Source organism: Gordonia sp. SCSIO 19800, from assembly GCF_018132775.1.
GTDB lineage: Bacteria > Actinomycetota > Actinomycetes > Mycobacteriales > Mycobacteriaceae > Gordonia > Gordonia hongkongensis.
Window position 1 is genome coordinate 55,517 of the sequence record NZ_JAGRQM010000016.1, and the last position, 21,760, is coordinate 77,276.

Genomic DNA, 21,760 nt, shown 5'->3' on the forward strand with positions numbered 1-21,760 from the left:
CTCCCGGCTGTCACCGTCGCGGCGATGCTTGTTGCGGCACTGCTTGTTGCTGGTTGTGGTGTGACACCGTCGCCTTCCGAGCAACCAACGAGCAGTTCGTCGGCCCGCCATGGAAAAGGTCTACCGCCTGACTTGGATATGTCGTTCCGCTGGATTCCGACGAATGTGCTGAACCTCGCCAGTGCCGACGGGACATTTGTTCGCGCGTACACCGAGTCATTCGAACTTGCCTTTGAAGGGCAGTCGATGGAATGGGGATATCCCGGTTTTGCGGCGGCATCGCCACCAGACACCGATGAGCGAATTCGTCTGGTGGCGAGCAACAGTCAGACAAGTAGAGTAGTCAATACGCTCTTTCTATCTCCCCTTAGGCGCGAGGACACAGCTAACCGAACTCGGTTGACGATATGCCGTAGCGAGCTACTGTCGATCGAACAACGATCGGATGCTGGCGTTGAGTGGCGCAACATCGGAAAACGTTGGTCATTCCCGATCACGATCGATTTTGTGCGCTCTGGACGGCAGATGCCACCCGTAGATCAGCACGGCGCTCAGGTCACACCATCCACCACAATGTTCGGCAGCTGGAAAGTGTCATACTTTGACCGCTTGGGGGTCGGTTCAGAGAACCGCGCCGATATCGTCGCGTGCAACGCATTACCCCCGAACCCCGAGCTTCCGAGAGTCGGGGTCGAGACAGGACCCGAGCCGTGGCCGGTATTGCCGCCGTCTCCGGGCTGGCCGGCAAACGGTCTCTGAGACTCCGGCACGCTTTCGTCCGTAGCGGAAGCCGCGCCCTACACTTGTCGACCATGTGCACCGCCGGTACCGCGCCCATGATCGCCCCGTCCATCCTCTCCGCGGACTTCGCGAACCTCGCGGCCGAGGCCGCTGCGGTGGCGCAGCCGGGGGAGACCCGCGCCGACTGGTTGCACGTCGACGTGATGGACGCGCACTTCGTGCCGAACCTGACCCTGGGGCTCCCGATCGTCGAGAGCCTGTTGAAGGCCACCGACATCCCGCTCGACTGCCATCTGATGATCGAGAACCCGGAGCGGTGGGCACCGCCATACGCCGAGGCCGGAGCACACAACGTCACCTTCCATGCCGAGGCCACCGAGAACCCGATCGGCGTCGCCCGTGACATCCGCGCCGCCGGGGCCAAGGCCGGGCTGTCGATCAAACCAGGTACGGCGCTCGAGCCGTACCTGGAGATCCTGCGCGACTTCGACACCTTGCTGATCATGAGCGTCGAACCGGGCTTCGGCGGTCAGAAGTTCATCCCCGAGGTCCTCGACAAGGCCCGCGCCATCCGGAAGTTCATCGACGCCGAAGACCTGCGGCTCCTCGTCGAGATCGACGGCGGCATCAACGCCGACACCATCGAGGAGGCCGCCGAGGCCGGCATCGACTGCTTCGTCGCCGGATCTGCTGTCTACGGCGCGGACGATCCCGGACAGGCCGTCGCCGCACTCCGCGAGTCGGCCGCCGCCGCACGGGCACAGACCCAGGCCTGACCCGGTGGACATCGCCGCCGCCATGGAACGCGCCATCAGCGCGTCCCGGGAGGCGATGGGGATCAGCTCACCGAACCCGCCCGTCGGCGCGATCATCCTCGCCGCCGACGGCACCGTCGCCGGCATCGGCGCGACCCAACCCCCCGGCGGGCCGCACGCCGAGGTCATGGCGCTCCGAGCCGCGGGCGAGGCCGCGCGAGGCGGCACCGCGATCGTCACCCTCGAACCGTGCAACCACACCGGCCGCACCGGCCCGTGCGCGCAGGCACTCATCGAGGCCGGGATCGCCGAAGTCCAGTTCGCGGTGAGCGACCCGAATCCCGTCGCCGCCGGCGGTGCCGAGACGCTTCGGGCCGCGGGGGTCCGGGTGACCGGGGGAGTATCCGCCGGCGCCGTCGAGGACGGGCCGCTGCGGCCATGGCTCACCCGCCAGCGTCTCGGTCGTCCGCATGTCACCGCGAAGATCGCGTCGGGAATCGACGGCCGGATCGCGGCGCCCGACGGCACCAGTCAGTGGATCACCGGTGCCCAGGCCCGCGAACACGCGCACTCACAGCGTGCCCGGATCGACGCCATGGTGATCGGCACCGGCACCGCGCTGGCCGACAACCCCACTCTCACCGCGCGCACCGCCGACGGCGCGCTCCATCCGCACCAACCCGCTCGCGTCGTCCTCGGTCATCGCGGCATCCCGGCCGACGCCCGGCTCCGGGATCCGGCCGGCGGGCCGCTGGTCCGCGTCGAATCCCACGACCCCGCCGACGTCCTCGCCGCGCTGCCCGACGCGCTGTGGGTGCTGGTCGAAGGCGGGCCACACATCCTGGGGGCGTTCTTCGCGGCGGGCCTCGTCGACGAGGTGCACGCCTACGTCGCCCCGCTGGTGCTGGGTGCCGGTCGCAGTTCGGTCGAGATCCCGGGCGTGACCACCCTCGACGACGGCCAGCGGTTCAGCACGAGATCGGTGACCCGACTCGGGGAGGACGTCCTCGTCACACTGTCGCGGCCGTCGACCACCCCGCGCGACAGCTGAGCGAGACGACATGCCCGCGACGCATTTCGCTCACCGGAATCGCAATGCGACTGACATCCCCGACCGTGCTAGCGTCGATGTCACCAGTTCTCGGGGCGGGGTGGAAATCCCCACCGGCGGTGATGAGGGTGCGGTGGATCCGCATCGTCCAGCCCGCGAGCGCCTGCCACCAGGCAGGGACAGCAGATTCGGTGCGAATCCGAAGCCGACGGTCATAGTCCGGATGCGAGAGAACAGGCGACACGAGGCCGCCCTGTCTGCTCCGAGCGAGCAGGAGGAGTGCGTGTTCACCGGAATCGTGGAAGAACTCGGCGTCATCGCCGACCGCGAGGATCTCTCCGATGCCGCCCGATTCACCGTCCGCGGGCCCGTGGTCACCGCCGACGCCGGTCACGGCGACTCCATCGCCGTCAACGGCGTGTGTCTGACGGTCGTCGACCTCCGTCCCGGTGAGTTCACCGTCGACGTGATGGGCGAGACGCTGCGCCGCAGTTCGCTATCCGACCTCGCCGCCGGGAGCACCGTCAACCTCGAACGCGCCATGCCCGCGAACGGCCGCTTCGGCGGCCACATCGTGCAGGGGCACGTCGACGGCACCGGGACGATCGCCGCGGTGAGCCCGTCGGAGAACTGGACGGTCGTACGGATCGCCGTGCCCGCGGCGCTCACCCGGTATCTCGTCGAGAAGGGTTCCATCACCGTGGACGGGGTGTCCCTCACCGTGTCCGCGGTCGGCGGGTCCGGCGACGACTCCTGGTTCGAGATCTCCCTGATCCCGACGACCCTCAACGAGACCAACTTCGGCGCCGCCCGACCCGGCACCGTGGTCAACCTCGAAGTCGATGTCATCGCGAAATACGTCGAGCGCCTTCACCTGGGTTCGGACACGACTGGTACTCCTGATGTAGCGGGGGCGAAATGAGCACAACGAGTGAGGTTCTGATGAGCGAGTCACCGCGCGAGGGGAACGACGCGACGGCAACCGAGGGTGGCGGCGCCGTCGCCTTCGACACGATCGAGCGCGCCATCGCCGACATCGCCGCCGGCAAGGCGGTCGTCGTGGTCGACGACGAGGATCGTGAGAACGAGGGCGACCTGATCTTCGCGGCGGAGAAGGCGACCCCCGAACTGGTGGCGTTCATGGTGCGCTACACCTCCGGCTACCTGTGTGTCCCGCTCGACGGCGACGCCTGCGACCGGCTCGGCCTGCCGCCGATGTACTCGATGAACCAGGACAAGCACGGCACCGCCTACACCGTGACCGTCGATGCCCGTGAAGGCATCGGTACCGGCATCAGCGCCGCCGACCGCGCCACCACCATGCGTCTGCTGGCCGACCCCGACGCCGCGGCCGCCGACTTCACCCGGCCCGGCCATGTCGTGCCGCTGCGAGCCAAGGAGGGCGGCGTGCTGCGTCGTCCCGGGCACACCGAGGCCGCGGTCGACCTCGCCCGCCTGGCCGACCTCGCCCCGGCCGGCGTGATCTGCGAGATCGTCAGCCAAAAGGACGTCGGCTCGATGGCGCAGACCGACGAGCTGCGTGTGTTCGCCGACGAGCACGACCTCGCACTGATCTCGATCGCCGACCTCATCGCGTGGCGCCGCCGTCACGAGAAGCACGTGGTCCGCGTCGCCGACGCCCGGATTCCCACCCGGCACGGCGACTTCCGTGCCGTCGGCTACTCCAGCGTCTACGACGACGTCGAACACGTCGCGCTCGTCAAGGGAGACGTCACCGGCGAGGACGGCGAGGGCCACGACGTCCTGGTCCGGGTGCACTCGGAGTGCCTGACGGGCGACGTCTTCGGATCGCTGCGCTGCGACTGCGGCCCGCAGTTGGACGCCGCGATGGAGATGGTGGCCGACGAGGGCCGCGGGATCATCCTGTACATGCGCGGGCACGAGGGTCGCGGGATCGGGCTGTTGCACAAACTGCAGGCCTACCAGCTGCAGGACGCGGGGTCCGACACCGTCGACGCCAACCTGGAACTGGGCCTGCCCGCCGATTCGCGGGACTACGGACTCGGTGCCCAGATCCTCGTCGACCTCGGCGTACGGTCGATGCGTCTGCTGACCAACAACCCCGCCAAGCGCGTGGGGCTCGACGGATACGGTCTGCACATCGTCGACCGGGTCCCGATGCCGGTGCGCGCCAACGCCGAGAACCTGCGGTACCTGCGTACCAAGCGCGACCGGATGGGCCACGATCTGATCGGGCTCGACGATCACGTCCAGCCCACCGACGGCGCGTCCGAAGGAGCACCTGCATGAGCGGCCACGGAGAGCCGACCCTCGAACTCGCCGACGCCGGCTCGCTGCGCCTGGCGATCGTCTCGTCGCAGTGGCACGAGGTCGTCTGCGGCGCGCTACTCGACGGCGCCATCCGGGCCGCGCGCGACAACGGCGTCGTCGACCCGACCATCGTGCAGGTGGCCGGCGCCATCGAGCTGCCCGTCATCGTGCAGGCACTGGCGCGGACGCACGACGCGGTCGTCGCGCTGGGCGTCGTGATCAAGGGTGAGACACCGCATTTCGAGTATGTGTGTGACGCGGTGACCGCCGGCCTGACACGGGTGTCGCTCGACGAGTCGACCCCGGTCGGCAACGGAGTCCTGACCGTGCTCACCGAGGACCAGGCGATCGCACGGGCCGGACTCCCGGGCTCGACGGAGGACAAGGGCGCCCAGGCGACGGTCGCCGCGCTGGCGTCGGCGCTGACCCTGCGCGCGCTCGCGCGTGGCGAAACCCTCCCGGTGGCGGTCGGAGGAGCATCGGCGTGAGTCCCGCGGACACCCCGCCGACCGACTCCGCCGGCTGGGACCTGGTCTACCGGCCCCGCAACCTACCGCGATGGGCCATCGCCGCCGCGGTCGTGGTGATGGCCATCCACATCACGTTCGGTCTGCTGCTCACGATCGACGACGTCGGAGTCCGCAATCTCGGCGGTTCCGACCAGATCGCGATCATCCTCATCGGCGTGCTCATCTCGGCAGCCATCCTGCTGTTCACCCGCCCGCGACTGCGCGTCGGAGCCGCCGGCGTCGAGGTGCGCAACCTGGTGTCGGCGCGGCTCTTCGAATGGGACCGTGTTCTCGGTCTCACCTACCCGGAGCAGGGTTTCGGGGCGTGGCTGCTCTTCCCGGCCGACGAACACATCACCGTCCTGGCGGTTCAGGCCGGTGACGGTCAGCGCGCCATCGACGCGATGGGTCGATTCCGCGAGCTCGAGGAGCGCTACCGCGGGACTGTCCGGCCCGGACACTAGCCTGGAACACGTGGCCGACCCGACTACCTACCGACCCGCCCCGGGGTCCATCCCGACCGATCCCGGGGTGTACAAGTTCCGCGACGAGCATCGTCGTGTCATCTACGTGGGTAAGGCCAAGAACCTCCGGTCGAGGCTGACGTCGTACTTCGCCGACAGCGCCTCGCTGCACCCCCGCACCCGTCAGATGGTGACGACGGCCGCTTCCGTCGAGTGGACGGTGGTCGGCACCGAGGTCGAGGCGCTGCAGCTCGAATACAACTGGATCAAGGAATTCGACCCGCGCTTCAACGTCCGCTACCGCGACGACAAGAGCTACCCGATGCTCGCGGTCACCCTGAACGAGGAGTATCCGCGCCTCTTCGTGTATCGGGGTCCGCGCCGGCGCGGCGTGCGCTACTTCGGTCCGTACGCTCACGCGTGGGCGATCCGCGAGACGGTCGACCTGCTGACCCGGGTCTTCCCGGCCCGGACCTGCTCGGCCGGAGTGTTCAAACGGCACCGGCAGATCGACCGCCCGTGTCTGCTCGGCTACATCGACAAGTGCTCCGCCCCCTGCGTGGGGCGGGTGGACGCCGAGGAACACCGGGAGATCGTCGAGGACTTCTGCGATTTCCTCGCCGGCCGCACCGACCTGATGATCCGCAAGATGGAACGGGACATGAACGTCGCGGCCGAGGAGCTCGACTTCGAGCGTGCCGCACGGTTGCGTGACGACATCGGTGCGATGCGACGCGCCATGGAGAAGCAGGCGGTCGTGCTCGGCGACGGCACCACCGCCGACGTGATCGCGCTCGCCGGTGATCAGCTCGAGGTGTCGGTCCAGGTGTTCCACGTCCGCGACGGACGGGTGCGCGGCCAGCGCGGATGGGTGGTCGAGCGCAGCGACAACGGCACCGACGGCGATGTGGTGGGGGAGTTCATCACCCAGTTCTACGGCGCCCAGGTCGATTTCGACGCCACCGTCGACGTCGGGACCGATCGGGCACACGGGGAGTCCATACCCCGTGAGGTGCTGGTGCCAGAGTTGCCGTCCGACGCCGAGGAGCTCGAGGAGTGGCTGTCCGGTCTCCGCGGCAGCCGGGTGCGGTTGCGGGTGCCCCAGCGCGGCGACAAGAAGGCGCTGTTCGAGACCGTCGCCCGCAATGCCGGCGAAGCCCTGGCGCAGCACAAACTCCGACGCGCGGGCGATCTCACGACCCGATCGGCGGCGCTCACCGAACTGCAGGAGTCGCTACTGCTCGATCAGGCGCCGCTGCGCATCGAGTGCGTCGACATCTCGCACGTGCAGGGCACCGATGTGGTCGCCTCCCTCGTGGTCTTCGAAGACGGTCTGCCGCGTAAGTCCGACTATCGGCACTACTCGATCCGGCACGCCGCCGGCGAGGGCCGATCCGACGACGTCGCGTCCATCGCCGAGGTCACCCGACGCCGGTTCCTGCGCCACCGCACCGACCGCGATGCGCCGCCACCGGTGTCCGGCGAGATCAGCGCGGCGGCCGACACAGCGGCGCAACCGCGAAAGTTCGCCTACCCGCCGAACCTCTTCGTCGTCGACGGCGGTGCGCCCCAGGTGCACGCCGCCGCGGCGGTCCTCGACGAACTCGGCATCACCGACGTCTCGGTGATCGGGCTCGCCAAACGCCTCGAGGAGGTGTGGGTGCCCGGCGACGACGACCCGATGATCCTGCCGCGCAACAGCCAGGCACTGTTCCTGCTGCAACGGGTGCGCGACGAGGCCCATCGGTTCGCCATCACGTTCCACCGCAGCAAGCGCAGCAAGCGCATGACCGAGTCGGTGCTCGACGGGGTCCCCGGCCTCGGCCGAACCCGCCGCACCGCGCTGGTGACCCACTTCGGTTCGGTTGCGCGCCTGCGCGAGGCATCGTTGGATGAGATATCCCAGGTGCCCGGGATCGGCCTCACCACGGCGCGTGCGGTCCAGACCGCGCTCTCCGGCGAGGTGGCGGCGCCCGACCAGACCCCGAACCCGGCCCCGATCCCGGAGCGGGCCGAGAAGGAGATGACGGTGGCGACCGGTGACGCGGGACGAGGTGCCGATGAGTGACCACACCGAAGTGCAGAGCGCGGCGATCGCCGAGGCGAACGACACCGACTTCACCGTCCTGTTCGTGACGGGGATGTCCGGCGCGGGACGCTCCACCGCGGCGAACGTGCTCGAGGACGACGGCTGGTACGTCGCCGACAACGTGCCTCCCTCGCTGATCTCGACGATGGTCGGGATGGTCCGCGAAGACGATCCGGCGATCACCCGGCTCGCCATGGTCTTGCGCGCGTCCGACGCCAACCTGGCCCATCAGCTCGAACAGCTGCGGGACCGTCTCGAAGAGTCCGGGATCCGGACCCGGCTCCTCTACCTCGACGCCAGCGACCAGGTGCTGGTTCGCCGTTTCGAGCAGGTTCGTCGCCGACATCCGTTGCAGGGCAAGGAAACCCTCGTCGAGGGGATCGCCCGCGAACGGGCGATCCTCGCCCCGATCAAGAACGTGGCCGATCTGGTGGTGGAGACGTCGGCGCTGACCGCGGCCAAGCTGCGCGCGATCGTCGAGGGCGTCGCGCCGGGCGACACCGAACCGCGGCTGTCGATCGCGGTGCAGTCGTTCGGCTTCAAGTACGGTCTGCCCATCGATTCCGATCTCGTCGCCGACGTCCGCTTCCTGCCCAATCCGCACTGGATCGACGAACTGCGCGATCACAACGGCCGGGAGGCGCCGGTCCGCGACTATGTCCTCGGCCAACCGGACGCCGACGGATTCCTCGACCTCTACACCGGCCTGGTCTCGATCGTCGGCCGCGGTTACCTGCGGGAAGGCAAGCGCTACATGACCATCAGCGTCGGCTGCACCGGCGGCAAGCACCGCAGTGTCGCCATCGCCGAGGAACTGTCGGCTCGGTTGCGCCGCGCCGTCGACGACGCCGGCCACGCGTCCTATGACGTCCGGGTCATGCATCGTGATCTGGGGCGCGAATGAGTTCCCGGGAGCCCCGGATCGTCGCGCTCGGCGGCGGTCACGGCCTGTACGCGACGCTGACCGCGATGCGCTATCTGAGCGCCGACATCACCGCGGTGGTCACCGTCGCCGACGACGGGGGGTCGTCGGGACGGTTGCGCGCCGAACTCGGACTCATCCCGCCCGGCGACCTGCGAATGGCGCTCGCCGCCTTGATGAGTACGCCCGACGGGTTGCCGGACGCACAGGCCGCCGACGGCCCGGCGGCCCGCCGCCGGCACGAACTGTGGGCCGAGGTGCTCCAGCACCGCTTCGGCGGCCGTGGGGCGCTCGCCGGGCATCCGATCGGCAATCTGCTTCTCGCCGGACTCACCGAGGTGCTCGGCGACACCGTGGGGGCCCTCGCCGAGTTGCGGGAGATCTTCGGCATCACGGGGCACGTGCTGCCGATGTCGACCGTGCCCCTCGACATCGAGGCCGACGTCTCGGGACTCGAGGCCGATCCACGCATCAGTCGCGAGATCCGGGGACAGGTCGCGGTGGCCACCACGCCCGGCAAGGTGCGCCGCGTCCGGCTGTTGCCCGGCGACCCACCGGCCTGCGAATCGGCGCTGACCGCAATAGAATCGGCCGACCTGCTGATGCTGGGGCCGGGCTCCTGGTTCTCGAGCGTGATCCCGCACGTGCTCGTCCCCGAACAGTTGAAGGCCTTGCAGCGCAGCAGCGCTCGCAAGGTCCTCGTGGTCAATCTGGCCCCCGAGCCGGGGGAGACCCCGGGGTTCTCGGTCGAGCGCCACCTCCACGTCCTGCACGCCCATGCGAACACCTTCCGCGTCGACCACGTCCTCGTGGACGCGTCGTCGGTGCCCGCCGGGCGAGAACGCGATCACCTCGTGCGTGCGGCCGGATTGTTCGGCGCGGAGCTGAATGTCGGAGACGTCGCGGTGCCGGGCCGGCAGGTCCATGACCCGGCGAAAGTCGCCGCCGTGGTGAACGAACTGTGCGAAGGTGAACTGACCCGTTACTCTGACCGAGCGGACGCCTGATTCGGGCGATGTCTCCGCGATTTCACTCGAGGGACGTGTGGTCTGTTGACAGGAGGACAGGTACCGGTGGCGATGACGGCGGCGGTGAAGGACGAACTCAGTCGCCTGTCGGTGACTCAGGTGAGTTGCCGGAGAGCCGAGGTGTCCGCGCTGCTGCGTTTCGCCGGCGGTCTGCACATCGTCGCGGGTCGCGTGGTGGTCGAGGCCGAGGTGGACATGGGCAACGTGGCGCGCCGACTGCGCCGCGAGATCCACGACCTCTACGGCTACGCCTCGGACGTCCACGTCCTGCGCGGTGGCGGGCTGCGGAAGTCGGCGCGCTACATCGTGCGGATCACCAAGGACGGCGAAGGCCTGGCACGACAGACCGGGCTGCTCGACCTGCGCGGCCGCCCGGTGCGCGGCCTGCCCGCCCAGGTCGTCGGCGGTAGTGTCGCCGACGCCGAGGCCGCCTGGCGCGGAGCATTTCTCGCGCACGGCTCGCTCACCGAGCCGGGCCGGTCGTCGGCCCTGGAGGTCAGCTGTCCCGGGCCGGAGGCGGCGCTCGCCCTCGTCGGCGCGGCCCGACGCCTCGGTGTCACGGCCAAGGCCCGCGAGGTCCGCGGAGCCGACCGCGTCGTCATCCGCGACGGCGAGGCCATCGGGGCGTTGCTGACCCGGATGGGGGCCCACGACACGAGGCTCGTGTGGGAGGAACGCCGGATGCGCCGCGAGGTGCGCGCCACCGCCAACCGCCTGGCCAACTTCGACGACGCCAATCTGCGTCGATCGGCGCGTGCGGCGGTCGCCGCCGCGGCCCGCGTGGAACGCGCGCTGGACATCCTCGGCGACGAGGTGCCCGACCATCTGATCGCGGCCGGACAGCTCCGGATCACCCATCGGCAGGCGTCGCTGGAGGAGCTCGGTCAGCTCGCCGACCCGCCGATGACCAAGGACGCCGTCGCCGGGCGCATCCGCCGCCTGCTGTCGATGGCCGACAAGAAGGCCCGCCAGGACGGCATCCCCGACACCGAATCCGCGGTGACCTCCGAGCTGCTCGACGAGGCCTGACACGGACCTGCGGTGTGCCGAGCAGAGGGTCGCCTACTAGGCTGGTGGCGACGTGGGCGGAGGCGTGACCACTCAGGTGTGCTTCGCTGACCGCTCACGCGCGGCCAGACCGGGCTTGACCACCAGGCCCGACCATGAATACCGCTAAGGAGCACAACTGTGACTGTTCGGGTAGGCGTCAACGGATTCGGCCGGATCGGCCGCAACTTCTTCCGTGCCGTCGAAGCGCAAAAAGCTTTGGGCACCACCGACATCGAGATCGTCGCGGTCAACGACCTGACCGACAACGCGACCCTCGCGCACCTGCTGAAGTTCGACTCCATCCTCGGTCGCCTGTCCGACGACGTCACCCTCGAGGGCGACGACACCATCGTCGTCGGTGAGCAGAAGATCAAGGCCCTCGAGGTCAAGGAAGGTCCGGCCGCCATCCCGTGGGGCGACCTGGGCGTCGACGTGGTCGTCGAGTCGACCGGCATCTTCACCGCCCGCGCCAAGGCTCAGGGACACCTCGATGCCGGCGCCAAGAAGGTCATCATCTCCGCCCCCGCCTCGGACGAGGACATCACCATCGTGATGGGCGTCAACGACGACAAGTACGACGGCAGCCAGAACATCATCTCGAACGCCTCGTGCACCACCAACTGCCTCGGCCCGCTGGCCAAGGTCCTCAACGACGAGTTCGGCATCGTCAAGGGCCTCATGACCACGATCCACGCCTACACCCAGGACCAGAACCTGCAGGACGGCCCGCACAAGGACCTGCGTCGCGCGCGCGCCGCCGCCATCAACATCGTGCCGACCTCGACCGGTGCCGCCAAGGCCATCGGCCTGGTGCTCCCGGAGCTGAAGGGCAAGCTCGACGGCTACGCGCTGCGTGTCCCGATCCCCACCGGTTCGGTCACCGACCTCACCGCCCAGCTGTCGAAGACCGCCACCGCCGAGCAGATCAACGCCGCGCTCAAGGCCGCTGCCGACGGTCCGCTCAAGGGCATCCTGAAGTACTACGACGCACCGATCGTCTCGTCCGACATCGTCACCGACCCGCACAGCTCGCTGTTCGACGCCGGCCTGACCAAGGTGATCGACGACCAGGCCAAGGTCGTGTCCTGGTACGACAACGAGTGGGGCTACTCCAACCGCCTCGTCGACCTCATCGGTCTCGTCGGCAAGTCGCTCTGACCCACCCCCAACGACCTTAGGAGTCAACGCCTCATGGGTGTTCCCACTCTGAAAGACCTTCTGGACGAAGGTGTTTCGGGCAGGGGTGTGCTGGTCCGGTCGGATTTCAACGTCCCGCTCGACGGGTCGACGATCACCGATCCGGGTCGCATCCTCGCGTCCCTGCCGACGCTCAACGCGCTCATCGACGCCGGTGCCAAGGTGATCATCACCGCGCACCTGGGTCGTCCGAAGGGCGAGCCGGATCCGAAGTTCTCGCTGGCGCCGGTGGCCGCCCGCCTCGGTGAGGAACTCGGCCGCAACGTGCAGCTCGCCGGGGACGTCGTCGGCACCGACGCGCTGGCCCGCGCGGAAGGACTCACCGACGGCGACGTCCTGCTGCTGGAGAACATCCGCTTCGATCCGCGGGAGACCGCCAAGGACGACGCCGAGCGCGAGGCGCTCGCCAAAGCGCTGGTCGAGCTCGTCGGCGACGACGGCGCGTTCGTCTCCGACGGCTTCGGAGTGGTGCACCGCAAGCAGGCCTCGGTCTACGACGTCGCCAAGCTGCTCCCGCACTACGCGGGCGAGCTGGTGGCGGCCGAGGTCGACGTGCTGTCCAAGCTCACCGAAGAGGTGACGCGACCCTACGCCGTCGTCCTCGGCGGATCGAAGGTGTCGGACAAACTCGGCGTCATCGAGGCGTTGGCACCCAAGGTCGACACGCTGGTCATCGGTGGCGGTATGGCGTTCACCTTCCTTGCCGCACAAGGGCATTCGGTGGGCTCCTCGCTGCTGCAGGAAGATCAGATCGACGTCTGCAAGAGCCTGCTCGAGCGGTTCGGTGACGTCATCCACCTGCCGGTCGACGTCGTGGTGGCCGACAAGTTCGCCGCCGACGCCGAATCGGACACGGTGGCCTCGGACGCCATTCCCGACGGCTGGATGGGGCTCGACATCGGACCGGAATCGGTGAAGCGATTCGCCGCGGTCCTCTCGGGTGCCAAGACCATCTTCTGGAACGGCCCGTCGGGCGTGTTCGAGTTCGAGAAGTTCTCGGCGGGCACCCGCGGTGTCGCCGAGGCCATCGCCGGTGCGACGGGCAACGGCGCGTTCACCGTGGTCGGCGGCGGCGACTCGGCGGCCGCGGTCCGCACTCTGGGTCTGCCCGACTCCGATTTCTCGCACATCTCCACCGGAGGTGGCGCATCGCTGGAGTACCTCGAGGGCAAGGAACTCCCCGGACTGAAGGTTCTGGAGAGCTGATCCATGGCAACTCGTAAACCGCTCATCGCGGGCAACTGGAAGATGAACCTGAACCACCTCGAGGCCATCGCGCTGGTTCAGAAGATCGCCTTCGCCCTCCCGGCGAAGTACTTCGACAAGGTCGATGTGACGGTCATCCCGCCGTTCACCGACATCCGCAGCGTGCAGACGGTCGTCGACGGCGACAAGCTCCTGCTCACCTACGGTGCGCAAGACCTGTCGGCGCACGACTCGGGCGCCTACACCGGCGAGATCAGCGGTGCGTTCCTCGCGAAACTCGGCTGCACCTTCGTGGTGGTCGGGCACTCCGAGCGTCGCACCCTGCACAACGAGACCGATGAGGTCGTGCTGGCCAAGACGAAGGCGGCGCTCAAGCACGAACTCACCCCGATCGTGTGCATCGGTGAGGGGCTCGACGTCCGCGAGGCCGGCGACCACGTGGCCTACAACGTGGCGCAGCTCAAGGGATCGCTCGCCGGTCTGTCCGCGGCCGAGATCGCTCAGACCGTCATCGCGTACGAGCCGGTCTGGGCGATCGGCACCGGCCGGGTGGCGAGTGCGGACGACGCCCAGGAGGTGTGCAAGGCGATCCGTGAGGCGCTGGCGGAGATCGCCGACGCCGAGACCGCGGCATCGGTGCGGATCCTCTACGGCGGATCGGTCAACGCCAAGAACGTCGGCGACATCGTCGGACGTCCCGACGTCGACGGCGCGTTGGTCGGCGGTGCATCGCTGAAGTCCGACGAGTTCGCGACGCTGTCGGCGATCGCCGCGGGTGGCCCCTTGCCCTGACGGGTCGCACCCACGCGTACACTGTGGCAGGTTGGCCTCTTTTCGGGGGTTGACCTGCCACAGCTGTATGTAGGGGCTTTACGGAAGGGCGTTGCGACTCGTGACTGTGCAAGGTGCACTCGACATCGGATTGATCGTGACCAGCGTGTTGCTGATCGTGCTCATCCTGCTGCACCGCGGCAAGGGTGGCGGTCTGTCGTCGCTGTTCGGCGGCGGTGTCCAGTCCAGCCTCTCGGGCTCGAGCGTCGTCGAACGCAACCTGGACCGGTTGACGATCTTCGTCGGGCTCATCTGGGTGATCTTCATCGTCGGCGTGGGCGTCGACATCAAACTGTCCGGCTAGTCACCCTTCGCGCCTCGGGATGCCGCGCCCGTAGGTTGCCGGGATACTTGACGGCATGAGTGAAACCGTTCCCGCGCGGGGAGTCCCGGACTGGCGCCCATCGATCTCCATCGTCGACCACATCGTCGTCGACGACGAGGGCCGAGCACTCACCGAACCCCTACGGGAGGACATCCGCCTTCTCGGCGGGATCCTGGGTGACGTCGTCCGCGAACACTCCGGCAGCGACGTCTTCGACCTCGTCGAAGCCGCCCGCGTGGCCGCATTCCGGGTGCGCCGGAACGAGATCGACCGCACCGAACTCGCCGACATGTTCGTCGATCTGGACATCTCCACCGCGGTCCCGGTCATCCGCGCGTTCAGCCACTTCGCGCTGCTGGCGAACCTGGCCGAGGACATCCACCGCGAGCGGCGCCGCGCCATCCACGTCCGGGCCGGTGACCCGCCCCAGGACAGCAGCCTCGCCGCCACCTACCGCAAACTCGCCGATGCCGGTCTCGGCGACGACGAGGTCGGTCGAGCCCTGACCGACGCCGCGGTGATCCCGGTCATCACCGCACACCCCACCGAGACCCGCCGCCGCACCGTCTTCGAGGCCCAGAACCGCATCACCGAGCTGATGCGATTCCGCGGCCGCACCGAGCTGATGCCGGACGAGGACGCGGAGGTCACCGAGTCCATCCGGCGTCAGATCCTGACACTCTGGCAGACCGCCCTCATCCGCCTCGAACGTCTCACCATCCAGGACGAGATCCGTTCCGGGCTCCGCTATTACGACGCCTCGTTCTTCGAGGTCGTGCCCGCCATCAACACCGCGGTACGCACCGCGCTGCGCTCGACATACCCCGACGCCGGACTCGCCGACGAACCGATGATCCGGATGGGGTCCTGGATCGGCGGCGACCGCGACGGCAATCCGTTCGTGAACTCCGAGGTGGTGACCCTGGCCACCACGCTCGCCGCGCAGACCGCAGTCGGACATCACCTGGCCGAACTCGAGAGTCTCGCACAGGAACTCAGCATGTCGGCCCGGCTCATCGACGCCAGCGACACCCTGTTCGACCTCGCCGGGGCCGACGCCGACGACCCGGGGGCCGACGAGCCCTTCCGGCTCGCCCTGCGCTCCATCCGGTCCCGTCTGGTGGCGACCGCCCGGGAGATGTTCGACGACGACTTCCTCACCTCGAGCGACCTCTTCCTCATCGACGGGAAACAGCCGTACGGCGACGCCGCCGAACTCCTCGCCGACCTCGATGTGATCGACGGCGCGCTGCGCGCGAACAACGACGACACGATCGCCGACGACCGGTTGCTCGCCCTGCGAGAAGCCGTGCGCACCTTCGGGTTCCACCTGTCCGGACTGGACATGCGGCAGAACTCCGACATGCACGAGGAAGTGGTCGCCGAGCTGCTCGCGTGGGCGGGTGTGCATCCGGACTATGCGTCGCTCGACGAGACCGAGCGCGTCGAGATCCTCTCCGCGGAACTGCGTGCGCGTCGACCGTTGACCAGTCCCGACGCCGAGCTGAGCGAGCTGGCCACCAAGGAACTCGGAATCGTCCGGGCCGCCGCCAGGGCGGTCGCGACCTTCGGTCCCGCGGCCGTGCCCAACTATGTGATCAGCATGTGCACGTCGGTCAGTGACATGCTCGAGGCGCTGATCCTGCTCAAGGAGGCAGGCCTCTACGACGCGAATGACGGTTCTCCGCGGTGTAGTGTCCGCGTGGTTCCGCTGTTCGAGACGATCGAGGATCTCCAGCAGGGCGCAGCGACCCTCCTCGCCGTTCTCGACGTCCCGTTCTATCGGGCGATGGTCGAGTCCCAGAACGGGATTCAGGAGATCATGCTCGGCTACTCGGACTCGAACAAGGACGGCGGCTACATGGCCGCGAACTGGGCGCTCTACCGCGCCGAGCTCGATCTGGTCGACGTGGCGTCGCGGTCGGGCATCAGGTTGCGTCTGTTCCATGGGCGCGGCGGGACCGTCGGGCGCGGCGGCGGTCCCAGTTACGACGCCATCCTGGCCCAGCCGCCCGGTGCGGTTCAGGGCTCGCTGCGCATCACCGAGCAGGGCGAGATCATCGCCGCGAAGTACGCCGAACCGGTCACGGCGCGGCGCAACCTGGAGACGCTGCTCGCCGCAACCATCGAGTCCTCGCTCCTGGACACCGAAGGCCTCGGCGACGAATCCGATTCGGCCTACGAAATCATGGACGACATCGCGGCGAAGGCGCGAGCCGCGTACAGCCGGCTGGTCCACGAGACCCCGGGATTCGTCGAGTACTTCACCACCTCGACGCCCCTGTCGGAGATCGGTGCCCTCAACATCGGCAGCCGGCCGGCGTCGCGCAAGCAGACCGAGAAGATCTCCGATCTGCGGGCCATCCCGTGGGTGCTCTCGTGGACGCAGTCGCGCGTGATGCTGCCCGGCTGGTACGGCACGGGCTCGGCGTTCGAGGAATGGGTCGGGGACGATCCGGAGCGGTTGGAGACGTTGCGGCGGTACTACGCCAAGTGGCCGTTCTTCCGCACCGTGATGTCGAACATGGCTCAGGTACTGGCGAAGTCGGACATGGGCCTGGCCCACCGGTACGCACAGCTGGTGCCCGACGAGGAGCTGCGCGAGCGGGTGTTCGGGATGATCGTCGACGAACACGAGCGGACGATCGCGATGTGCGCGAAGATCACCGGCACCGACGACCTGCTCCACGACAACGCCGCGCTGAAGCGGTCGGTCTACAACCGCTTCCCGTATCTCGAGCCGCTCAACCTGCTGCAGGTCGAGTTGCTGCGGCGCTTCCGTGCGGGGGAGGACACCCCGATCGTGCGGCGCGGGATCCAGCTCACGATGAACGGCCTCGCCACCGCGCTGCGGAACTCGGGCTAGCGGACGGTCACCGGATGTCGGCGGCGGCCGCGTCGTCGAGGAACCAGATGGTCTCCTCGGTGCCGCGCGCCCCGGCGGCGGGCCAGTCGGCCGGGTCCGCGCCACCGTGTGCGGCACCGACCGCCTCGGCCTTGTCGGCGCCGGCGACCAGGAACCACACCTGCCGGGAACGGTTGACGACGGGCAGGGTCAGGGTGATCCGGCGCGGCGGCGGCTTCGGCGAATCCTCGACGGCGACCACCGACTTCGTGGTCTCCGCGGTGGCCGCAGTGTGCGGGAACAACGAGTTGATGTGTCCCTCACCGCCCATGCCGAGCAGATGGAGATCGAACTCCGGCGCCACGCCGTCGCTCGACCGGCCGGCGAGAATCGCGGCGTAATCCGCGGCGGCGGCCTCGATGTCGTCGCCGAGCGGTCCGTCCGACGGCGCCATCGGGAACACCCGCGACGGGTCGACGGGCACGGTGTCGAGCAGCGCCTCGCGCGCCTGACCCGAATTGCGTTCCGGATCGTCGGCGGGGACGAAACGGTCGTCGCCCCAGTAGATGTCGACCTTGGACCAGTCGATGGTGCCGCTGTCGGCGGCGAGCGCCGACAGGAGGCCGATCCCGTTGCTGCCGCCGGTCAGCACCACACTCGCGACGCCGCGTTCGGCTTGGGCCCGGGTCACGAGGTCCACGAACCGGGTCGCGGCGGTCTCGACGAGTTCCTGCTTGGAGTCGAAGACGAGGGTCTCGGTGGTCATCGGGCGGCAACTCCTTCGGTGTCATCTGTGAACTCGACCTCGGGCACACCCTTGAGTGCTTCGATGTACACCTCGTCGGTGTCGAGTCGTCGTAGTTCCTCCGCGATACACGCGGGAAGTTCACGTCGGCCCATGGCGACGCGTCCATCGGGTTTGCCGGGCATCGTCAGCACGGCGTTGTTCTCCTCGTCGACGGCGAGGATGGTCGGACCCTCGTCGCGGTGGAGTCGGATCTCGAAACTGCCGCGGCGGCGTCGCGTCGGGACGTTCAGGGTGGACCGCAGCCAACCGGCGATCAGGTCCACCGAGGGCGAGTTCTGCGACCCGGTGACCACGACCTCGGTGATCGGGGTGTGCGGCGGCCGGTCGACCGCGGACGCGAGGATCGCGCGCCAGTGGGTGATGTGGGTCCAGGCGAGGTCGGTGTCGCCGGGGGAGTAGGTCTCGAGGCGCTGCGCCAGCACCGCGAGCGAGTCGCCCGCCTTGCTCGCGTCGACGATGCGCCGGTGCCCGAGTTTGCCGAGCGGATCGTCTGCGGGGCGTCGTGGCCCCTTGCCCGGCCACCAGGTGACGACCGGGGTGTCGGGGAGGAGGAAGGGGGTCACCACGCTGTCCGGATGGTCGGCGAGTTCGCCCTGCAGCGACAGCACGACCACCTCGGAGGCGCCGGCATCGCCGCCCACGCGGATCTGGGCATCGAGCCGTGAGTCGCCTTCGCGCACACCGCGATACACGACGATGACGCGGCTCGGGTGCTCGCGGCTCGCGCCGACCGCCGCCTCGATGGCCCCCTCCATCGGCTCACCGAGTTCGACGCACACGACCAGGGTGAGCACGCGACCCAGACTCAGCGCGCCGCCCGCGGCGCGCACCTCGATGATCTTCTTGGCGACCTTTCCGGTCGACGTGTCGGGCAGTTCGACGATCATCGGGAGGCCTCCTGAACGGATCGGACGGTGCGGGCGTACGGACGTCTCGTCACGGCCGACGCCACGCGCGACCCGTGCGGGCCATCATCTCCTCGGCCGAACGCGGCCCCCACGTCCCGGACTCGTAGGTGTCGGGCGACCCCGACCCGGCCCAGTGGTCGAGCACCGGATCGAGGATGCGCCACGACAGTTCGACTTCCTCGTTGACGGGGAACAGCGAGGGTTCACCCAGCAGGACGTCGAGGATGAGACGCTCGTACGCTTCTGGCGAGGCCTCGGTGAAGGCGGTGCCGTAGCTGAAGTCCATGTTGACGTCCCGGACCTCCATGCTCGACCCGGGGACCTTGGAACCGAACCGCAAGGTGATGCCCTCGTCCGGCTGGACCCGGATCACCAAGGCGTTCTGACTCAGTTCCTCGGTCATGGTCTGGTCGAACGGCAGGTGCGGAGCGCGCTTGAAGACCAGTGCGATCTCGGTGACGCGACGGCCCAGGCGCTTTCCGGTGCGCAGATAGAACGGGACCCCTGCCCAGCGGCGGGAGTCGACCTCGAGGGCGATGGCGGCGAAGGTCTCGGTTTTCGAGTCCTTCGCGAAACCCTCCTCCTCCTTGAGGCCCGGCACCTTCTCGCTGCCCTGCCAACCCGGTCCGTACTGACCGCGGGCGGTGTTCTCGTCGATCGGCAGGACGTTGCGCGTCGCGGCGAGGACCTTGATCTTCTCGGCCTGTAATTGCTTGGGCTCGAAGGAGATCGGCTCTTCCATCGCGACCAGGGCCATGAGCTGCAGCAGGTGGTTCTGGATGACGTCGCGCGCCGCGCCGATCCCGTCGTAGTAGCCCGCCCGGCCGCCGAGTCCGATGTCCTCGGCCATGGTGATCTGGACGTGGTCGACGTAATGCGAACTCCACAGCGGATCGAACAACTGATTGGCGAACCGCAGGGCCAGGATGTTCTGGACGGTCTCCTTGCCCAGATAGTGGTCGATCCGGAACACCGACGACTCGGGGAAGACGTTGTTGACGATCGCGTTGAGTTCGCGTGCGGACTCGAGATCGTGACCGAACGGCTTCTCGATCACCACCCGTCGCCAGCTGTCGCCCGTCGGCGTGGCGAGACCGCTGCGCTCGAGCTGCTCGCAGACCGTCGGGAAGGCCCCCGGCGGAATCGACAGGTAGAACGCGTGATTGCCGTCGGTCCCGCGTTCGACATCGAGCGACTTGAGCGTGTCGCGCAGCCTGTCGAAGGCGGCGTCGTCATCGAATGCGCCCTGCACGAACCGGAATCCCTCGGCGAGGCGTTCCCACACCTCTTCGCGGAATCCGGTCCGTGCGTGTTCACGGACGGCGTCGTGGACGATGGCGCCGAAGTCCTCGTCGGTCCAGTCGCGCCGAGCGAAGCCGACGAGGGCGAACGACGGTGGCAGGAGGCCGCGGTTGGCGAGGTCGTAGACCGCCGGCATCAACTTCTTGCGGGCGAGGTCGCCGGTGACCCCGAAGATGACCAGGCTGCATGGTCCCGCGATGCGCGGCAGCCGTTTGTCCTGCGGGTCACGGAGCGGATTGGTCCACGAACCGGTCCCGGTTGACTCCTCGCCTCCCGCCACCTGGGGTCAGCCCTTGTTCGCCGCGGACAGTTGCTCGGCGGTCGCGCTGAGCAGGTCGTTCCACGCGTCCTCGAACTTGCTGACGCCCTCGTTCTCCAGGACCAGGAAGACGTCGGTCAGGTCGACGCCCACGGCGACGAGCTTGTCGAAGATCTCCTGCGACTCGGCGGCGAGACCGATGATGGACTCGGTGTTCACCCAGCCGTGGTCGGCGAAGGCGTCCATCGTCTTGCCCGGCATCGTGTTGACCGTGTTGGGCGCGACCAGTTCGCTCACATACAGGGTGTCGGGGTAGTCGGGGTTCTTGACGCCCGTCGACGCCCAGAGTGCGCGCTGCGGGCGGGCGCCCTTGGCCAGCAGCTCGGGGAACCGGGACTCGACCTCGAAGACCTGCTGGTAGGCCGAGTAGGCGAGACGGGCATTGGCCAGTGCTGCCTTGCCCTTGAGCTCGGTGGCCTCCGGGGTGCCGATGGCGTCGAGTCGCTTGTCGATCTCGGTGTCCACCCGCGACACGAAGAACGAGGCGACGGAGTGGATGCGGGAGAGGTCGTGGCCGGCCTGGGCGGCGGCGTCGAGGCCGTCGAGGTAGGCGGCGATGACCTTCTCGTAGCGCTCGACCGAGAAGATCAGCGTCACGTTCACGCTGATGCCCTCGGCGATGACCTTGCTGATCGCGGGGAGCCCGGCCTCGGTGGCCGGGATCTTGATGAGCAGGTTCGGCCGGTCGACGATCTTCCACAGCTCGACGGCCTGTGCCACCGTGGCGTCGGTGTCGTGGGCGAGGCGCGGATCGACCTCGATCGACACGCGTCCGTCGACGCCGTCGGTCGACTCGTAGGTCGCGGCGAGCACGTCACAGGCGTTGCGCACGTCGTCGGTGGTGACCGTCCGGATGGTGGCGTCGACGTCGGCGCCCCGTGCGGCCAGTTCGTTGACCTGGTCGTCGTAGGCATTGCCCGACGACAGCGCGGCCTGGAAGATCGACGGGTTGGTGGTCACCCCGACGACCGACTTGGTGCTGATGAGTTCGGCGAGGTCACCTGAGCTGATCAGGTCCCGGGACAGGTCGTCCAGCCACACCGACACTCCGGCGGCGGACAATTCGGCGAGCTTCTCGTTCTGGGTCACCATTCTCTCCTCTTCGGGTTGTGGTGCGC

Annotated in this window: 20 protein-coding genes and 1 riboswitch; of the genes, 16 read left to right on the plus strand and 4 right to left on the minus strand. The window is 68.4% G+C overall.

Annotated elements, in window-relative coordinates; all coding sequences use genetic code 11:
* Nucleotides 1–24 precede the first annotated feature (24 nt).
* From KB201_RS17300 to ppc, 16 genes are all read left to right on the plus strand, one after another.
* Nucleotides 25–759, plus strand: a complete 735-nt coding sequence (locus KB201_RS17300; protein WP_249145886.1) for a hypothetical protein — start codon at nucleotides 25–27, stop codon at nucleotides 757–759.
* 53 nt (nucleotides 760–812) lie between these two features.
* Entirely contained in the window at nucleotides 813–1,517 is a 705-nt protein-coding gene (gene rpe, locus KB201_RS17305; protein WP_058250359.1) for a ribulose-phosphate 3-epimerase, read from the plus strand.
* 4 nt (nucleotides 1,518–1,521) lie between these two features.
* A complete protein-coding gene (gene ribD, locus KB201_RS17310) occupies nucleotides 1,522–2,547 on the plus strand; it encodes a bifunctional diaminohydroxyphosphoribosylaminopyrimidine deaminase/5-amino-6-(5-phosphoribosylamino)uracil reductase RibD (protein ID WP_211539969.1) in 1,026 nt (341 codons plus the stop codon).
* Between the two features lie 82 nt (nucleotides 2,548–2,629).
* Nucleotides 2,630–2,786: riboswitch (FMN riboswitch) on the plus strand.
* Between the two features lie 44 nt (nucleotides 2,787–2,830).
* The gene (locus KB201_RS17315) at nucleotides 2,831–3,469 is read left to right on the plus strand and encodes a riboflavin synthase (RefSeq protein WP_211539970.1); all 639 of its coding nucleotides are present in this window, start codon (nucleotides 2,831–2,833) and stop codon (nucleotides 3,467–3,469) included.
* Nucleotides 3,470–3,489: 20 nt separating this feature from the next.
* Complete coding sequence (locus KB201_RS17320; RefSeq protein WP_058250565.1) at nucleotides 3,490–4,818, plus strand: bifunctional 3,4-dihydroxy-2-butanone-4-phosphate synthase/GTP cyclohydrolase II; 1,329 nt, start codon at nucleotides 3,490–3,492, stop codon at nucleotides 4,816–4,818.
* Nucleotides 4,815–5,327 carry a 6,7-dimethyl-8-ribityllumazine synthase gene (gene ribH / locus KB201_RS17325; protein WP_058250361.1) on the plus strand — a complete coding sequence of 171 codons (513 nt, stop codon included), beginning with the start codon at nucleotides 4,815–4,817 and terminating at the stop codon, nucleotides 5,325–5,327. The genes KB201_RS17320 and ribH overlap by 4 nt, the downstream gene beginning before the upstream one ends.
* Nucleotides 5,324–5,812, plus strand: coding sequence for a PH domain-containing protein (locus KB201_RS17330; RefSeq protein WP_068971584.1), 489 nt, complete (start codon nucleotides 5,324–5,326; stop codon nucleotides 5,810–5,812). The genes ribH and KB201_RS17330 overlap by 4 nt, the downstream gene beginning before the upstream one ends.
* A gap of 10 nt (nucleotides 5,813–5,822) precedes the next feature.
* Nucleotides 5,823–7,880 carry an excinuclease ABC subunit UvrC gene (gene uvrC, locus KB201_RS17335; RefSeq protein ID WP_211539971.1) on the plus strand — a complete coding sequence of 686 codons (2,058 nt, stop codon included), beginning with the start codon at nucleotides 5,823–5,825 and terminating at the stop codon, nucleotides 7,878–7,880.
* Nucleotides 7,873–8,805, plus strand: coding sequence for an RNase adapter RapZ (rapZ, locus tag KB201_RS17340; protein WP_065632222.1), 933 nt, complete (start codon nucleotides 7,873–7,875; stop codon nucleotides 8,803–8,805). Before uvrC ends, rapZ begins: the two co-directional genes overlap by 8 nt.
* Nucleotides 8,802–9,830, plus strand: a complete 1,029-nt coding sequence (yvcK, locus tag KB201_RS17345) for a uridine diphosphate-N-acetylglucosamine-binding protein YvcK (RefSeq protein ID WP_058250364.1) — start codon at nucleotides 8,802–8,804, stop codon at nucleotides 9,828–9,830. The genes rapZ and yvcK overlap by 4 nt, the downstream gene beginning before the upstream one ends.
* Nucleotides 9,831–9,902: 72 nt before the next feature.
* Nucleotides 9,903–10,880, plus strand: a complete 978-nt coding sequence (whiA, locus tag KB201_RS17350) for a DNA-binding protein WhiA (protein ID WP_174316851.1) — start codon at nucleotides 9,903–9,905, stop codon at nucleotides 10,878–10,880.
* A gap of 159 nt (nucleotides 10,881–11,039) precedes the next feature.
* On the plus strand, nucleotides 11,040–12,059 hold the full coding sequence (gap, locus tag KB201_RS17355) for a type I glyceraldehyde-3-phosphate dehydrogenase (RefSeq protein ID WP_058250365.1): 1,020 nt from the start codon (nucleotides 11,040–11,042) through the stop codon (nucleotides 12,057–12,059).
* A 33-nt stretch (nucleotides 12,060–12,092) separates the two neighbouring features.
* On the plus strand, nucleotides 12,093–13,304 hold the full coding sequence (gene pgk / locus KB201_RS17360; RefSeq protein WP_058250366.1) for a phosphoglycerate kinase: 1,212 nt from the start codon (nucleotides 12,093–12,095) through the stop codon (nucleotides 13,302–13,304).
* Between the two features lie 3 nt (nucleotides 13,305–13,307).
* A complete protein-coding gene (gene tpiA, locus KB201_RS17365) occupies nucleotides 13,308–14,096 on the plus strand; it encodes a triose-phosphate isomerase (RefSeq protein WP_058250367.1) in 789 nt (262 codons plus the stop codon).
* Nucleotides 14,097–14,202: 106 nt separating this feature from the next.
* Nucleotides 14,203–14,439, plus strand: coding sequence for a preprotein translocase subunit SecG (gene secG / locus KB201_RS17370; RefSeq protein WP_010841002.1), 237 nt, complete (start codon nucleotides 14,203–14,205; stop codon nucleotides 14,437–14,439).
* A gap of 55 nt (nucleotides 14,440–14,494) precedes the next feature.
* Nucleotides 14,495–17,326: a phosphoenolpyruvate carboxylase gene (gene ppc, locus KB201_RS17375; RefSeq protein WP_211539972.1), complete on the plus strand. Its 2,832-nt coding sequence runs from the start codon at nucleotides 14,495–14,497 to the stop codon at nucleotides 17,324–17,326.
* Nucleotides 17,327–17,333: 7 nt separating this feature from the next.
* On the opposite strand, the gene pgl is transcribed toward ppc, so the two are convergent.
* The 4 genes from pgl to tal are packed head-to-tail and all read right to left on the minus strand — an operon-like array spanning nucleotide 17,334 to nucleotide 21,731.
* Entirely contained in the window at nucleotides 17,334–18,071 is a 738-nt protein-coding gene (gene pgl / locus KB201_RS17380; protein ID WP_058250369.1) for a 6-phosphogluconolactonase, read from the minus strand.
* On the minus strand, nucleotides 18,068–19,000 hold the full coding sequence (locus KB201_RS17385; RefSeq protein ID WP_058250370.1) for a glucose-6-phosphate dehydrogenase assembly protein OpcA: 933 nt from the start codon (nucleotides 18,998–19,000) through the stop codon (nucleotides 18,068–18,070). The genes pgl and KB201_RS17385 overlap by 4 nt, the downstream gene beginning before the upstream one ends.
* A 49-nt stretch (nucleotides 19,001–19,049) precedes the next feature.
* Nucleotides 19,050–20,603: a glucose-6-phosphate dehydrogenase gene (gene zwf, locus KB201_RS17390; protein ID WP_058250371.1), complete on the minus strand. Its 1,554-nt coding sequence runs from the start codon at nucleotides 20,601–20,603 to the stop codon at nucleotides 19,050–19,052.
* 6 nt (nucleotides 20,604–20,609) lie between these two features.
* Entirely contained in the window at nucleotides 20,610–21,731 is a 1,122-nt protein-coding gene (gene tal, locus KB201_RS17395; protein WP_058250567.1) for a transaldolase, read from the minus strand.
* Nucleotides 21,732–21,760: the final 29 nt, after the last annotated feature.